Source organism: Streptococcus cristatus, from assembly GCF_003943505.1.
Classification (GTDB): Bacteria; Bacillota; Bacilli; order Lactobacillales; family Streptococcaceae; genus Streptococcus; species Streptococcus cristatus_E.
This window is the reverse complement of record NZ_RJPS01000003.1, coordinates 84,531-100,493: the sequence shown is the minus strand read 5'-3', so window position 1 is coordinate 100,493 and position 15,963 is coordinate 84,531. Positions and strand designations below refer to the sequence as shown.

Genomic DNA, 15,963 nt, shown 5'->3' with positions numbered 1-15,963 from the left:
CACTCACATTCTAATTGGTTTAGTATAGTTTATCTCAATTTATTCCTATAGAAAGGCAAGCTATACTCAAATCATCTGTTTACAGCCAACCCATAAAGCGGATAAGGTACATATTTAGTCGCACCTGACGCGAATAGTAGTAATTTCCACCATTGATATAAAGCTTGGGCCCGTAAAAAATAGAAAGTACATTATAGTATGAATAGGTTTTTCCAGTCACATTGCCAAGACTCGGTGCAACTACTTCTTTTGAGTATTTTTTCGCTAGCTCGAGCGTATTCTCACCGCCATTTTGTGCCACATAGTCGATATAGGCCAGACCGAAATTATAGGCCTGAACCGCTGTCCAAACATCTACCTTTTTCTCGCTGGCCAGCTCTAGATTGTCCGATAGAGTCTGAATACCTTGGCGGACACTTTCTTTATTGTCTGTAATCGAATTGATTTCGCCTGTTGCACTCTCACTAGACTGCATGAGGTCGTTATTTCTTCCCTTGGTTTCCGTGTAGATCATAGCTAGGACTAGCTCTTCATTGGCCGCCGTATCCTGCTCGTCCAGTACTTCTCTAACCAAGTTTTGATAGGTCATAACCTGCTTAACATCACGATGGACTTGATAGCCTTTTATCGCAATGGCAGCCAGAATGATGACCAAAATCAATCTTCTGATAAATTTAAACATTATTTACTTTGTATATCCTCGATATTTTTGATGAGAATAGAATAGGTCCCGTTGTCGTTCTGGATAAATTCCACGGATTCAGCATCCTGATAAACATTATTGGGAACGATTAGCTCTATTCCATTAGAGAGGGATAATTTTTGATTTTCGAACTTCTTTTTCTGGCGACTGCTGTCAATCTCATCAAACTTGATTGGCTCTGGCACAGTTTCCTTAACTTGGTCAATAAAGGTAAGTCGGGCTGTCAGATTGCTGTCAAACAGCTCGCCTGCCAACTTTTCAGGAGACAATTCGTCATTTTCTTCCAGATTTTTGAAAATGCTGGATTTGACCTTAGACTGGAACTGAAAGTCGTCTGTGTTAAAGCTTTCAGCAATCTTTTGAGCCGTTTTTTCCAGAGTTTTGATAGATTTTTTTGGTGAAATCTTGGGACTGACCTGCAAGATATTGTCAGAAAAATAGTTGAGGAAGGCACCATTGTACTTGATACGCTTTTCAATCAGATGGTACTTGCGAGACTGGAGATTGATGACCAAAGCCTCGTCCGCCCCCGTACCAAAGCCAGGCAGATTGTTCTGCGTCAGCTTGATAGGATTGTCTACCTCGCCACCCAAGTGGGTTAGGGTTTCCCGCAGCGCAATCCGCAGAAAAGCAAAATGCTCCACGCCTTCCTTGTCAAACTGAACGAAAATCAGATCGTTGGTTTTCTGGTTTTCACTGACCGAAAACTCTTCCTGCCAAAGTTTGGCCACCGTCACGGATGTTTCCAATAAGTCGTCCGAAAGCTGAGCCAAAAAGACATTATCAGGTTCGAAAATGCCTGTTTTAGCCTCGTCTGAATAGACACGCTCGATTTTCTTACGCAAGTATTCCTCAATCTTGGGAGTAATGTTGAGAAACTTATCCGCCAGCAGCAAGTCCGTATCAGCTGGACTGAATTGATGAATGATGGCCTTTTTTACGTAAATGTCCATCTTAGTTCAAACCTTCATAGAGCGGAAAAGCGTCCGTCAATTCACGAACTTCCGCCCGAACTTGATTGAGCACCGCTTCGTTTTCAGCGTTTTCCAGAGCCTTGATAATGAGCTCAGCTACCTTGATACTTTCTGTGACACCAAAGCCTCGAGCTGCGATAGCTGCTGTACCAATACGAATGCCGCTAGTCTTAAATGGTGACAAAGTTTCGTAAGGAATGGAGTTTTTATTAAGCGTGATATTGACCTCATCTAAGAGATTTTGCGCCACTTTCCCATTTTCTACAACCTTAGTGACATCAACCAAGAAAAGATGATTTTCAGTACCGTCAGAAATTACACGGAACTTGTCATGCTGACGGAAGACTTGGGCCATAGCTTGGGCATTGTCCAAAATCTGCTGAGCATAAACCTTGAAAGCTGGATCCAGCACTTCTTTAAAGGCCACTGCTTTGGCTGCAATTACATGCTCCAGTGGTCCGCCTTGAATGCCCGGGAAGATAGCTGAGTTAATTTTCTTAGCTAGGTCTTCATCATTCGTCAAAATCAAGCCACCGCGAGGTCCACGCAAGGTTTTATGAGTTGTTGTTGTTGTGATGTCCGCATAAGGCACAGGGCTCGGATGGAGACCAGCAGCGACTAATCCAGCAATGTGAGCCATATCGACCATCAGTTTGGCACCGACTGCATCAGCAATTTCACGGAATTTTGAAAAGTCGATGATGTGAGAATAGGCTGAAGCACCTGCCACAATCAACTTAGGCTGTACTTCCTTAGCTTGCTTGAGGATGGCATCAAAGTCCAGCAACTCTGTTTCTGGATCAACGCTATAAGATACAAAATGGTAGGTTTGGCCAGAGAAGCTGACTGGAGCACCATGGGTCAAGTGACCACCAGCAGACAAATCCATGCCCATCACTGTGTCGCCTGGCTCAATCAAAGCCATATAAGCTGCACAATTGGCCTGACTGCCTGAGTGAGGTTGCACATTGGCGAATTTGGCACCAAAGATTTCCTTAGCGCGCTCAATGGCCAAGCTCTCCACAACATCCACTACGTCTGTTCCACCATAATAACGGCGACCTGGGTAGCCTTCAGCATATTTATTGGTCAAAATAGAACCTTGAGCGGCCATAACAGCTTTAGAAACGACGTTTTCTGAAGCGATCAGCTCGATATTATGTTGCTGACGCTCTTCCTCATTGGCAATGGCATCCCAGAGTTCTTTGTCAAATGCTTTATAGTCTTCTTGGTCAAAAATCATAAGGTATCTCCTTCTTTTGAGAAAATAGGGCGCTAGGCTCCTAATAGTTAAAATGTTATATCACTTACTTGGGCGAGAATGTCCTCGCGGGTAATGGCTCCTTGGCGCAAAATACGTGCCTTTTCTCCAGACAAGTCCAGAATGGTTGAATCCTGACCTGTCAAAGCAGCATCATCTTCTACTCCCGAGACTTGCTCTTGAAAATCCATCATAATCTGCTGGAAATCAGTTCCACTGGCTTTTCCAGAAAGATTGGCGGATGGACCAATCAAGGGTCCGTACTTGCGAATCAAGTCCAGCGTAACTGGATGCTTAGGAATCCGAAAGCCCACAGTTTCCATACCAGAGCTAATCCAAGCAGGCACTCGGTCATTGGCTTGGAGGATAATAGTCAGTGGCCCAGGTAGAAAGGCTTGATAGAGTTTTTCTAGATAGCTGGGCTGGTTCTTAGAGAAACGGTAAACTTCTTCCAAGCTAGCCACATTGAGATTGAGAGCTTTGTCACGAGGTCTTCTTTTTAATTCATAGACTCGCTCAACCGCCTCTTCGTTCAAGGCTTGGGCAAAGAGGCCATAAACAGTTTCCGTAGGCAGGACGACCGCTCCACCTGCTGCTAGAGTCTTTTCTATCTTATCCATTGTCCACTGCCACCATTCTATCTTTACCAAATTGATCCTGCAAGACTCGAATTCGTTTTTGCGGGAAGGATTTTTTGAATAACTCCCTGACGCCGACTCCTTGCTTGTAACCAATTTCCAGATAGATTTTTCCTTTTTCTGTGAGATGCTCCCCTGCCTGCTCTGCTATTTTCTGATAGACGGCATAACCATCCTCCTCTGCGAAGAGGGCCATATGAGGCTCTGAGGTCAAAACATTAAGTCCAACTTCATCCTTATCCGCTTCTGAAATATAGGGCGGGTTGGAGACAATAATGTCAAATTTGCCACTGATTGTTTCAAAACAATCGGATTGGACAAAAGCAAGATTGAGGCCACAGGACTGAGCGTTTTCTGCTGCCAAGGCAAGAGCATCTTTCGAGAGATCAGAAGCAGTAATCTGCCAGTCTGGACGGCTATTTGCTAGTGCCAGTGCGATGGCCCCGCTGCCCGTGCCGATATCCAAGACAGATAGGGAGCTTTCAGGATTTTCTGACAAAATCAGCTCTACCAGCTCCTCCGTCTCAGGCCTTGGAATCAGAACTCGCTCGTCCACTTTGAGAGTCAAGCCGTGAAAGTCACTGCTCCCAATGATATACTGGGCCGGCTTATGAGCAAGCAGTTGCTCTTGAATTGCTTTTAGCTGGTCACGGTCTTCCTGGCTGACTGCTGTCTGAAGCTTGAGAACAAAATCGGTAAAGGAGAGCTCATTAAGAGCCCGATAAACAAAAGACAGGCTTTCTGCTTCTTCTCCCGTTGCTACTAGCTCCTGCTCTAGCTCCGCCAAATATTGAGCTAATGTCATTATTTATTCAGCTCTTCTAGTTTTTGCGTTTGGTCATAGAGAACCAAGGCGTCGACGACTTCATCCAGTTTGCCAGCTAAAATCGTATCAAGCTTTTGCAAAGTCAAACCAATACGGTGGTCTGTGACACGGTTTTGCGGGAAGTTATAGGTACGGATACGCTCTGAACGGTCACCTGTACCAATCGTTGACTTACGCTCAGCATCTTGTTCATCCTGAGCAATCTGCGCAAAGTGGTCAGCAACACGCGCACGGATGATCTTCATGGCCTTCTCACGGTTTTTCTGCTGGGTCCGTTCTTCCTGCATTTCAACCTTGATATTGGTTGGCAAGTGAACGATACGAACGGCAGTCGCAACCTTGTTGACGTTCTGTCCACCAGCACCAGATGCGTGGTAGATGTCAACACGAAGGTCTTTTGGATCGATATCGTATTCAACTTCTTCCACTTCTGGCATGACGAGAACTGTCGCTGTCGATGTATGAACACGGCCTTGACTTTCTGTCACAGGAACTCGTTGTACACGGTGGGCACCTGATTCATACTTGAGTTTAGAGTAAACGGATTGCCCAGAAACCATAGCCACTACTTCTTTGAAACCACCGACGCCATTCATAGAAGCTTCCATGACTTCAAAGCGCCAGCCTTGGGCTTCCGCATACTTCTGATACATCGTCAGCAAATCTCCAGCAAAAAGCGCCGCTTCATCTCCACCAGCTGCTCCACGGATTTCAAGGATGATGTTCTTGTCGTCGTTTGGATCTTTTGGAAGGAGCAAAATTTTCAGTTTTTCTTCGTATTCTTCTTTTTCAGCCTTGGCATCTTTGAGTTCTTGCTTGGCCATTTCTTCCAAGTCAACATCTCCGCCAGACTCTTTAATCATCTCCTCAGCATCAACGATGTTTTGAAGGACTTGCTTGTATTCGCGGTAGGCTGTTACCGTATCACGAGTAGAAGCCTCTTCTTTTGAAAGCTCCATGAAACGCTTGGTATCTGAGACCACATCTGGGTCACTGAGCAATTCTCCGAGCTCTTCATAGCGGTCTTCCACTGCCTGTAACTGGTCATAAATATTCATCTTTGTAATCTATCTCCTTGATTTTCTAATTCATTCTACTTAATGGGTGGATTGAAATAATGCTTGCGGCAAACAGAAATATAGGTCTCATGGCCACCGATTTTGATCTGTTCGCCATCATAGACGGGTTTCCCATTATCCGTCCGCAAAACCATGGTTGCCTTTTTAGAGCAATATTGGCAAATGGTCTTGATTTCGTCAATCTTATCAGCCAAGAGCAAAAGATGCTTGGAACCTTCAAAGAGTTCATTGCGAAAATCATTTTTCAGACCAAAAGCCATGACTGGAACATCCAGCTCATCCACCACTCTAGCCAAATCATAGACATGATGGCGTTTCAGAAACTGAGCCTCATCAATCAAAACGCAGTAAGTCTTTTCAGGCAGACTTTGAATATAGCCAAAAATATCTGTCTGGTCCTCGATTGCCATCGCAGATCGCTTCATGCCGATGCGGCTGGAAACAACGCCAAAGCCATCACGTGTATCGACAGCTGAGGTCATGATGACTACGCTTTTGCCCTGCTCTTCGTAGTTGTGGGCCACTTTCAAAATTTCAATCGTCTTGCCCGAATTCATTGTGCCATATTTATAATATAACTGAGCCATTTTATTCTTACATTCTCTCTAAGTATTGTCTTTCTAGGACTTTCAGCACTGTCCATAAACTCTGCTTGAAAGACCGACCGTACTTCCTATTATTTTACCACAATTCACTATTCTTTAAAACCTAATTTGTGATAAAATAAGATTAGCAAAAGAAAAGGAGAAATCATATGCCATTTGTCAGAATTGATTTATTTGAAGGACGCAGCTTGGAACAAAAGAAAGCTTTGGCTAAGGAAGTCACCGAAGCCGTTGTCAGAAATACTGGCGCACCTCAGTCTGCTGTACATGTCATCATCAACGACATGCCAGAAGGCACTTACTTCCCTCAAGGTGAAATGCGAACAAAATAAAATCAAAAAGGCTGAGATAATAACTCAGCCTTTTAATTTTATGATGAAAATGCTCAGCGTCGCTTCTTTTGGATATAATTCAATCGCAGTTGGTAAAGGGTGGCACTCACGACCAAACTTGCAATCAGTCCAATCCAATAACCATAAGGTCCCAAGCCCGTAGCATAATCTAAAAACAAGCCCAGAGGCAAGGAAACGCCCCAGTAAGCTAGTAAGCCCAAGTAAAATGGAGCTTGAGTATCCTTGTAGCCTCGTAAAATTCCCTGTAAAGGAGCGGCAATCGTATCAGCCAATTGGAAAAAGAGGCTAAAAGTCAGAAAGATTGAGGTCAGACGAATAAACTCTGGATCAGAGCCATAGAGACTGGCAACCTTATCTCGAAAAATGTAGAGAAAAATCAAGGTAAAGACCGCAAAAATGGATGCCACAATTCTACCCAAAGTGCAGTATTTCTTCACATCGTCAAGTCTCTCAGCCCCCAGCTCATAAGAGATAATAATGGCCATAGCTGTAGAGATACTCATAGGGAAAGCATACATAAGAGTAGAAAAGTTCATGGCAGCCTGATGGCTAGCAATAATCAAAGAAGAAAATTTTGACATCACTAGTCCGACGATTGAAAAGATGACAACTTCCGCAAAAACTGTGCCTCCTATTGGCAAACCTAAGCGAAAACCTTCAGCCAAACCAGCTTTGTTCAAGGGACGAATTTTCCAGAGTTGGTATTGGCGGACTTTAGGATGTTTGATGGCCAGTAATAGTGATATGACTAATAAAACCCAATAAGCCAAAGAAGTGCCTAGTCCCGCACTAGCTCCACCCATTTCTGGAAAGCCAAAAGCTCCATAAATCAAAACATAATTAAAGCTGGCATTCAAAGGTAGGAGCAAGAGCATCAAATACATAGAAAGCCGAGTCAGCCCTAGAGCATCTAAGAGAGAGCGAATGACGCTAAAGAGCAAGAAGGGAATGATACCGATGGACAAGTACCAAAGATAATGCTGGGCCACATCTTTTACCAAAGGGTCTAAGCCTAGACGTTGCAAAACCAAAGGGGCACCCACAAATACCAGCGCAAATAACATCAACGACAGAGCCAAAGAAAGATAGATAAACTGATAAAAATCTGATGCAATTTTTTCATCTTTCCCCTGTCCCAAATGATGACCGATGATCGGTACCAAAGCAGACACAATCCCCGTTAGAAAGGAGAAAAATGAACCCCACAGACTGGTCGCCATAGACACGCCTGCCAGATGCAAGGTATCGTATTGGCCCGTCATGGTCGTGTCAACAAAGGAAGCCGAGAAATTTGCCAGCTGGTAAATCAAGATGGGAAGAAAAATTGAGACAAACAAGCTTAGGCGTTGTTTCAAATGATAAGTCTGATACATGTTGAAGTCCTTTTTTTAATCTTCTTTTACTATACTACAAGCCAGCTCAATAGTCAAAAGAGGCTGGGACAAAAGTCCTAGCCTCTCAATTGTCTTTGGATTGTTGAGCAAGACGCAGTGGTTGAGTGGGCTCTACTACGCTGATTTCATCAGCTTTTACAGCCCTACTCAACTGTGCGGAGGTGGGACGACGAAATCGAATTCTAACGAATTACCGATTTCTGTCCCACTCTCTTTCTTATTTATTTTTGCGATTTAAGATAGCATTTAGGACAATGGCAATCAGACTGGCCATGACAATTCCGTTTGAGAAGAACATCTGAAGGCTGGTCGGTAGGCTGTTGAAAAGACTGCTACCATTGAGTCCGACACCTGCTGAGATAGAAATCGCTGCAATGAGGAAATTATGCTCACTGTGCTCAAAGTCAACACGCGCTAAGATTTGCATCCCCTGAACGGACACAAAACCAAACATGACCAGCATAGCACCGCCAAGAACTGGACTTGGGATAATCTGAGCCAAGGCTCCGAATTTTGGCAGAAGACCGAGAAGAATCAAGAAACCAGCCGCATAGTAAATCGGCAACCGCGTCTTGATACCAGATAATTTGACCAAGCCCACATTCTGAGAAAATCCTGTGTAAGGGAAAGTATTGAAGATACCACCCAGCAAGACAGCAAGTCCTTCTGCTCGATAGCCATTTCGCAAGCGGGTGCTATCAATCTCATCTTTGGTAATGTCAGAAAGTGCTAAGTATACACCCGTTGACTCCACTAGAGAAACCGTTGCGATGATACACATCATCACGATAGAAGAAAATTCAAACTTCGGTGTTCCGAAATAGAAAGGGGTTGGCACATGGACCAGCGGAGCCTGTGCGACCGGCGTTAAATCTACCAAGCCCATGGCTCCAGCAATGCCCGTTCCGACAATCAAACCAATCAAAATAGAGATGGATTTGATAAAACCTTTGGTAAAAATGTTAATCAAAAGAATTATCAATACCGTCACAGCTGCTAGAATCAGACTTTGGGCGGTAGGCTTATCTACATTATTTCCCATATTGCCAATGGCCACTGGAATCAAGGTCAACCCAATGGTCGTAATGACCGAACCAGTAACAACTGAAGGAAATAGATTAGCGATTTTTGAGAAAATCCCAGCGATCAGAACAACATAAATCCCTGATGCAATCAAGGCACCAAACATAGCGCCACTACCATGGCTCTGCCCAATGATAATCAGAGGAGCAACGGATTGAAAGGCCACGCCCAGCACGACTGGCAGACCGATACCAAAATATTTATTTAACTGGAGTTGCAAGAGAGTGGCAACACCACACATAAAAATATCAGTAGAAATCAGATAAGTCAACTGCTCAGCCGAATATCCCAAAGCCCCAGCAATCATAATTGGAACCAGAATGGATCCGGAATACATAGCCAACAAATGCTGCAAACCTAAAATGGCTGCCTGTGAATGTTTTTCTTCATTATAATTCATCTTATAGATCTGCCTCTCTAAATACAACTTTTCCATTTTCAAATCTGTCAATTCGAGCCAAAGAAAGAACTGTTTGTCCTTGAGCCTCTAGCAAGCTTCGACCATCTTGGAAGGATTTCTCAATCACAATTCCAACGGCTGCCACCTCAGCGCCTGCTTCTTCAATGATTTTAATCAAGCCCTTGGCTGCCTGACCATTTGCCAAAAAATCATCAACGACCAGGACCTTGTCACTTGACTCCAAAAACTTGCCAGCGATGGAGACAGTCGAAGTGACCTGCTTGGTAAAGGAATATACTTCCGCCGTTAAAATCCCTTCAGTCATAGTGATGTTCTTAGACTTTTTAGCAAAAATCATTGGAACACCCAAAGCTTCTGCCGTGTAGACAGCCGGTACAATCCCTGAAGCCTCAATCGTCACAACTTTTGTAATGCCTGCATTCCTGAAATGCTCAGCAAATACTTGCCCGATTTCTTTCATAAGCGAAAAATCGACCTGATGAGTCAGGAAAGAGTCAACTTTGAGAATATTTTCTCCTAAAACGTTGCCATCCCTCAAAATTCTTTCTTCTAATGTTTTCATGTATCTCCTCTTAACATATCTTGGTTCAATGATTAAAGGACCTACCACGATAAGCAAGTCCTTTCTTTTAATGACAAATAGCCTGATACTAAAAGTATCAGAAAGTCATTAGGCTCACTTATTGTTAGATGTTTGGCATCTTGTAGAGACCTTGCCCCAATCATTAGCAAGATAAATAAGTTATTCTATTTCATTAATGAGCATCGCCATTCCAGATGGAGTTTTTGACGATGACATAGTCCACGCGAGTTAGGCTATGCAAATCACGCCCCCCCGCATAGGAAATCGAGCTCTGCAAATCCTGCTCCATTTCAGTTAATGTATCTTGCAAGTGTCCCTTAGCCGGCAGCAAAATCTTCTTGCCTTCGACATTTTTATAAGCACCTTTTTGATACTCGGATGCAGAACCATAGTATTCTTTAAACTTATCACCATCTACCTCGATGGTTTCACCTGGGCTTTCAATGTGGCCAGCAAAGAGCGAACCAATCATGACCATGCTAGCTCCGAAGCGGATCGATTTGGCAATATCACCATGCGTCCGAATCCCTCCGTCCGCAATAATAGGCTTGCGGGCAACCTTTGAACACCAACGAAGTGCAGACAACTGCCATCCGCCCGTACCAAATCCAGTCTTGACTTTGGTTATGCAAACTTTTCCTGGTCCAATACCAACTTTGGTTGCATCTGCGCCAGCATTTTCCAGCTCCCGTACGGCTTCTGGAGTTCCAACATTGCCCGCAATGACAAATGTCTCGGGCAATTCTTTCTTGATGTGCTGGATCATTTGAATTACACTGTCTGAGTGCCCGTGTGCAATATCAATGGTAATGTATTCAGGTGCATCATCTTTAAGGCTACTAACGAAGTCATACTCATAGTCTTTCACACCGACGGAGATCGATGCAATCAGGCCTTGCTCATGCATTCGTTTGACGAATGGTTTGCGACCTTCCTCATCGAAACGGTGCATAATGTAAAAATAGCCTCCTCGAGCAAGCTCTTCAGCGACAGATTCGTCAATAATCGTCTGCATATTAGACGGTACGACCGGCATCCGAAACCTATGTTTACCTAATTTCACACTGGTATCAGCCTCTGAACGACTTTTCACAATACATTTCGCTGGAATTAGTTGAATATCTTCATAGTCAAAAACCTGAAAATCATTGAGCATAGAAAACTCCTTATCAATACTAAAAAATGACCTACCTATGCTCTTCAGCATCACTACATCTATCCAGACGTTTCCAAAGAAAGTATATCACAAGGTACAGGTTTTGTAAAATATTTCAAATATATTATTGATAATGTTCGGAAATTAATAAAAACACGGTCGCCCGTGTTTTATTCTTTCTTATCTTTTTCTGAGTTGGAGTCTTCTGCTCCTCCGTCAACTGCCTTTTTAAACTCTGAAAACATTTTTCCAATCGACTGCCCTAGCTCTGGCAGACGTTTTGGTCCAAAAATCAGTAAGGCACCTAGGACGATAACGATAAGCCCTGGTAGCCCGATATCTTTTAAAATTCCCATTACGATGTTCTCCTTTTCTCAATCATTTTACTCAATAGGATACTAACTTCATACAGCAAGATCAGTGGCACTGTCATTGACAAGTCACTGATGAAATCAGCCGGCGTCAAGATTACTGCTAATACTAATAAAACGAAATAAGCATAGCGTCTATATTTTATCAAAAATTGCGGTTTGAGCAAACCGATTGATGTCAGAAAGGCCACAATGACAGGCAATTCAAACAAGCAAGCAATCGGAATGGTCGTGTGAAACAGAAAGGACAGGTAGTTCTGCGCTGTCATCTGGACGGCAAATAAACCATCTCCTAAAGAGAGCAAAACTTGCAAAATAGCAGGGCTGACGAAGTAAAAACCAAAGGCCAAGCCCAAGACAAAGCTGAAAAATGTAGCTGGTATGTAAGCAAAAATCGCCTTTGCTTCACTATTTCTAAGAGCAGGGCGGATAAATTCCCAAATCTGATAGACCATAAAAGGGAGCGTCAGTGAGAAAGCCACAAGACTAGCCAGGCTAATATAAATCCAAAGTATGTCGTCTGGTCCCAATACAATCAGCTTCTGCTCAAAAGAAGCAGTCAGCCATTTGTAAATATCCGCTGCAAAAAGCAGACTGACCAGAAAAATCAAACCAAACCAGATTAAAACAGCTATAAAACGCCATCTAAATTCCGTCAAGTGTTCAATAACGGTCTGTTCCTTACTAGGCATCTGCTCTCTCCCTTTGCCGATTTCTAAAGGTCACATAGAGGACAACGACCAGAAAGATGGCTTGACTTAGAAGCACTTCAAGGCTCGGATAAATTCCCAGCCAATCAATGGTTGGAAGATGAGAAATCAAGTGACTAGGGAAAATAGCTGTTAATTGCAAGGCATGAATGCTGACACCCAGCATTTTAAAGGCCAGCGCATAGATCAGCCAAGTCAGACCAAAGAAAATCCGATGAGGCCGAATGAAACTGCTAGCCTTGGTCATTAGAATTGCGAGCAAAACTAAAACCAAAATAGCAAATCCCAGTCCCAAAAAGAAGTCTAGAGTAGTAATTCGTGGTAAAATTCCCGCATAGAACAAGATGGTCTCCGCCCCCTCACGGAAAACAGCGAGAAAGCTCAGGGCAAACATGGAAATAAAACTACCACTGGCTGTCACTGCCTGCATCTGACTTTCCATGAAGTCATTCCATTTCTTGACAGAGGACTTGCTGTGGAGCCAAATGCCGACCAAAATCATCATGACAACCGCAAAAATCCCCACTGCTCCCTCAATAATTTCACGATTGGAGCCAGAGGCAACGGCTGGAAAAAGAGTCTGTAGCAAAATGGCAATGGCCGCACTGGCTAGTACGCCCAAGCCAGCACCAGTATAGACCCATTTGAGACCTTTTTTCATCTTGGACGTCTTGAGCGTCGTGACAAGTGCCATCACAATCAAGAGAGCCTCAACGCCCTCACGCAACAAAATCAGCATGGCATCAAAGAAAGTATAAGACCCGCTGGTGTCAATCTGTTCTAGCTCACTGATTAAGGACGCGAGCTGGTCTTGATACTCCTTATCCTTGCCCTTCACCATGATGACAGGTGATTGGCTCTCTACTTTGGTATAGAGGGAAGGATTTTTCGTGCCGACATCTCCTTCAACACTTGGCCAAATCGTGATAAATTTCTTCATCGCAGCCTTGCCCTGCTTTTCGTCCCCTTTTTGGAAAGCAAGCAGAGCCTTTTTCAGCAGACTAATACCATCTGCCAGCGTAAGATTTTCACTGCTAGCTGTCGCTTCTTCTCCCTTGACAAAGCTGTCAATCGCTGCCGTCAGGTCATCATAAGAAGTTTGAATAGCTTCAAAATCCGTCGGTTCCGTCTCGATAGCACTTCGTAAAAATGAAATGGCCGTTTCCACCTTACCATAATGAGCCGTACTATGATCCCGCACCACTCCTTCATTGGCAGTCCAAGTTGAATTCATTTTTTTATAGGCTTCACGAATCTTTTCAAGATCCTTGCTCTCAATCGCTGCCTGAAGAGCTTGAAACTTTGATTCTAGTTTATTGACCAGCTTGGTTTTTTCCGCCTCAAGATCAACAGGATTCTGCTCCTTTTCAAAAGCTAAAAGGGCGGCTGAGACCTTGGTCAGCTTATCCTCTGTCACATCGCCCGAGATAGTCAAGGCCTTGCTGACTTCTTTCCCTGCAGCTGAGTCATGGTTGCTTAAAGCCGCAAATTCAGTCTGGATTTCTTCCAGCAACTCTTTGGCACTGGCTTGGTCGCCTTTTTGAACGGCTGTGCTGGCATCCGTAATCTTGATAAAGAGACTGCTATAAGAATCCTCAGCCGATACAGGCTGAGCTAGGAGTACGAGCGCCAAAAATAAAAACAAGATCTTATTCAAATAATTTCTGACCAAGATATTCTCCTTCTTTGACACCGCCGAAGCAAGCAAACAAGCCACTGCCCACATGGGTGATATATTCATTCATCTTATCCTGTGCTCCAAGATTTGTCTGGACTTTGATAAAACTGTCGGGATCCTTTTGGAAAGAGATAAAAAGGAGACCTGTATCAAATTGACCCGTTGTTTCATCAATCCCATCCGAATAAGAATAGGAACGACGATAGAGAGGCTTGTCGACCTCTTTGGCCAGCCGCACATGTGCATCAACTGGAAGCAAGTCCAAGTCTACCTCGTCAAATTCATTCTTCTTGCCAAAGGGCGCTCCGCTCTCCTTATAACGACCAAAGGTATTTTCTTGCTCTTGCAAATTGGTCCGATCCCAAGTCTCAAGAAACATCTGAATCCGACGGACAGCCATGTAGGAGCCACCCTTCATCCAGTCCTTGCTATCACACCAAACCACCTTGTCAAAATCTTTCTCCTTGGTGACATTGGCCGTGCCGTCTTTAAAACCAAATAGATTGCGGGGAGTAGACATACGATCGCCTATAGCAGCAAAACCAGCCTGACTCCATTTCATGGTGACAGTATTTCGCGCTTTACGAACCAGATTGCGAACGGCATGAAAAGCCACCTGCTCATCATCCGCACAAGCTTGAATGACAATATCCCCACCAGTATATTTCTCTTTTAGTTGTTCCTTGGGGAAAGGAGGCAAGTCGCGAAATTCCTTAGGCTTTTTCTCCTCCAAGCCCATTTTTTTCAGGAAAGAGGCGGAGATGCCAAAGGTCAAGGTCAGTCGATAAGGGTTGAGCCCGACTGTTTCGCCAGTATCCGTAGGTGGCAAGAGGGCATTAGAGCCATCTTTTTTGACTAGCTCCCCATTGACCAACTTTTTACTGTAAGCGGTCCAGTCCTTGAACATCTGGATAATGGTCTCTTTATCCGTCGTATGCAAGTCCAGAATGACAAAATAGATATTCTTTTGCATGGCTGTTGTAATGCCAGCTTGGTGCTCACCGTAAAAACTGATTTCTTCATCGCCGTCAGCCAATTTTTTGTCTTCCTTCGCTTGATTAGCGAAAAAAGCAGATGCACTGGAGACACCAAGTGCTAAACCTGCGCCTCCAATCCCTGCTTTTTTAAGAAATTCCCGACGATCCATTTTTTTATTAAACCATTTTTCGTCCTTGGTCATCTTCTTACTTCCCATCTAGGATGATACCCATTTGAGAGAGAGGCTCGCCCAGTTTTGTGACAGCTTCTCCTAGCTCTTTGGTATCTTCCTTGCTCAATTCGGTATAAAGTTTATAATTCTTAGAATCAGTCATGTGCTTGTCTAGCAAACTATTAACATTCTTGAACTCAGTTTCTATACTTTTTACCAGTTTTTCATCTTTCTTCTCGATCAAAGGTTTAAAGAGTTCGAAAATCTTTTCTGCCCCTTGAATATTGGCACGGAAATCATACAAATCCGTATGTGAAAAGATTTCTTCTTCACCAGTAATCTTGCTGGTCGCCACTTCGTTAAGGAGGTCAACTGCACCAGTCAGCATGATGTCTGGCGTAACCTCGACAGTCGCGATTTTAGCCTTTAATTCTTTGATGTCATTGACCAACTGGTCTGCATATTTCTCTGTACCAGTCGTTGTATTATTTTCCCACAGAATTTTTTCAATCCGGTGGAAGCCTGACCAACCTTCTTCGGTCTTGTTTTCATCCACATAGTCAGCTAAGCGGAAGTCAATTTTCACATCAGACTCTCCGAAGCTTTCGGCAATCGGCTCTGAACGCTCGTAGCTCATGCGAATTAGCGGATACATTTTCTTGGCTTCATCAAGCTTTCCTTCTTTGAGCGTATCTCTGAATTTCTCCGTATCCGTCAATAATTGATCAATTTCTTTCTGTACAAAGGCTTTATACTCTGCTGTTGCCTTATCCAAAGCTTTCTGGTCAGAGGCCGATAGACTTGTTTTAGCTTCCGAACTGCTGGCACTTGTATTCGATTTTTGATTAGCAGCACAGCCAGTCAGTAAAATAGCTGTTGACAATAAGACAATTCCAAGTTTTTTCATCTTGACTCCTTTATTTTCCCTAAAAGGGGCGAATTCATATAAATTATAACAATTTATTTCTCATATTTCAA

At 43.7% G+C, this 15,963-nt stretch carries 16 protein-coding genes, 1 pseudogene and 1 riboswitch; of the genes and pseudogenes, 1 reads left to right on the top strand and 16 read right to left on the bottom strand.

Translation table 11 applies throughout. The features are described 5' to 3' along the window. Positions 1–79: 79 nt before the first annotated feature. From D8792_RS04005 to D8792_RS03975, 7 genes are read right to left on the bottom strand one after another with little or no spacing between them, the layout of a single operon-like run. Complete coding sequence (locus tag D8792_RS04005; protein ID WP_125372984.1) at positions 80–682, bottom strand: lysozyme family protein; 603 nt, start codon at positions 680–682, stop codon at positions 80–82. Then, entirely contained in the window at positions 682–1,656 is a 975-nt protein-coding gene (locus D8792_RS04000; protein ID WP_125372983.1) for a nucleoid-associated protein, read from the bottom strand. Before D8792_RS04000 ends, D8792_RS04005 begins: the two co-directional genes overlap by 1 nt. Position 1,657: 1 nt before the next feature. After that, positions 1,658–2,920, bottom strand: coding sequence for a serine hydroxymethyltransferase (gene glyA / locus D8792_RS03995; RefSeq protein WP_125372982.1), 1,263 nt, complete (start codon positions 2,918–2,920; stop codon positions 1,658–1,660). A gap of 47 nt (positions 2,921–2,967) precedes the next feature. After that, on the bottom strand, positions 2,968–3,558 hold the full coding sequence (locus D8792_RS03990) for an L-threonylcarbamoyladenylate synthase (RefSeq protein WP_125372981.1): 591 nt from the start codon (positions 3,556–3,558) through the stop codon (positions 2,968–2,970). Then, entirely contained in the window at positions 3,551–4,381 is an 831-nt protein-coding gene (prmC, locus tag D8792_RS03985; protein ID WP_125372980.1) for a peptide chain release factor N(5)-glutamine methyltransferase, read from the bottom strand. The genes D8792_RS03990 and prmC overlap by 8 nt, the downstream gene beginning before the upstream one ends. Beyond that, positions 4,381–5,460, bottom strand: coding sequence for a peptide chain release factor 1 (gene prfA, locus D8792_RS03980; RefSeq protein WP_125372979.1), 1,080 nt, complete (start codon positions 5,458–5,460; stop codon positions 4,381–4,383). The genes prmC and prfA overlap by 1 nt, the downstream gene beginning before the upstream one ends. A gap of 35 nt (positions 5,461–5,495) precedes the next feature. After that, positions 5,496–6,068 carry a thymidine kinase gene (locus tag D8792_RS03975; protein ID WP_125372978.1) on the bottom strand — a complete coding sequence of 191 codons (573 nt, stop codon included), beginning with the start codon at positions 6,066–6,068 and terminating at the stop codon, positions 5,496–5,498. Between the two features lie 161 nt (positions 6,069–6,229). Between D8792_RS03975 and D8792_RS03970 the strand changes: the two are divergent. Next, positions 6,230–6,418, top strand: a pseudogene (locus tag D8792_RS03970) (4-oxalocrotonate tautomerase); the annotation flags it as partial. Positions 6,419–6,471: 53 nt separating this feature from the next. Here D8792_RS03970 and D8792_RS03965 read toward each other — a convergent pair. The 9 genes from D8792_RS03965 to efeO form a co-directional block, all read right to left on the bottom strand. After that, positions 6,472–7,812, bottom strand: a complete 1,341-nt coding sequence (locus D8792_RS03965; protein ID WP_125372977.1) for an MATE family efflux transporter — start codon at positions 7,810–7,812, stop codon at positions 6,472–6,474. A gap of 238 nt (positions 7,813–8,050) precedes the next feature. Beyond that, positions 8,051–9,316 carry a nucleobase:cation symporter-2 family protein gene (locus tag D8792_RS03955; protein ID WP_125372976.1) on the bottom strand — a complete coding sequence of 422 codons (1,266 nt, stop codon included), beginning with the start codon at positions 9,314–9,316 and terminating at the stop codon, positions 8,051–8,053. A 1-nt stretch (position 9,317) separates the two neighbouring features. Then, positions 9,318–9,899 carry a xanthine phosphoribosyltransferase gene (locus D8792_RS03950; RefSeq protein WP_125372975.1) on the bottom strand — a complete coding sequence of 194 codons (582 nt, stop codon included), beginning with the start codon at positions 9,897–9,899 and terminating at the stop codon, positions 9,318–9,320. Between the two features lie 101 nt (positions 9,900–10,000). Further along, positions 10,001–10,098: riboswitch (purine riboswitch) on the bottom strand. Further along, positions 10,093–11,076 carry a GMP reductase gene (gene guaC, locus D8792_RS03945; RefSeq protein WP_125372974.1) on the bottom strand — a complete coding sequence of 328 codons (984 nt, stop codon included), beginning with the start codon at positions 11,074–11,076 and terminating at the stop codon, positions 10,093–10,095. (Overlaps the previous riboswitch by 6 nt.) Before the next feature lie 170 nt (positions 11,077–11,246). Further along, positions 11,247–11,432, bottom strand: coding sequence for a twin-arginine translocase TatA/TatE family subunit (locus D8792_RS03940; RefSeq protein WP_061423004.1), 186 nt, complete (start codon positions 11,430–11,432; stop codon positions 11,247–11,249). Then, positions 11,432–12,139, bottom strand: coding sequence for a twin-arginine translocase subunit TatC (gene tatC / locus D8792_RS03935; RefSeq protein ID WP_125372973.1), 708 nt, complete (start codon positions 12,137–12,139; stop codon positions 11,432–11,434). Before tatC ends, D8792_RS03940 begins: the two co-directional genes overlap by 1 nt. After that, positions 12,132–13,829: an FTR1 family iron permease gene (locus D8792_RS03930; RefSeq protein ID WP_125372972.1), complete on the bottom strand. Its 1,698-nt coding sequence runs from the start codon at positions 13,827–13,829 to the stop codon at positions 12,132–12,134. The genes tatC and D8792_RS03930 overlap by 8 nt, the downstream gene beginning before the upstream one ends. Next, positions 13,807–15,015 (bottom strand): iron uptake transporter deferrochelatase/peroxidase subunit, encoded by a 1,209-nt coding sequence (gene efeB / locus D8792_RS03925; RefSeq protein WP_125372971.1) that lies wholly within the window; start codon positions 15,013–15,015, stop codon positions 13,807–13,809. Before efeB ends, D8792_RS03930 begins: the two co-directional genes overlap by 23 nt. 4 nt (positions 15,016–15,019) lie before the next feature. After that, on the bottom strand, positions 15,020–15,892 hold the full coding sequence (gene efeO, locus D8792_RS03920; RefSeq protein WP_125372970.1) for an iron uptake system protein EfeO: 873 nt from the start codon (positions 15,890–15,892) through the stop codon (positions 15,020–15,022). Between the last annotated feature and the right edge of the window lie 71 nt (positions 15,893–15,963).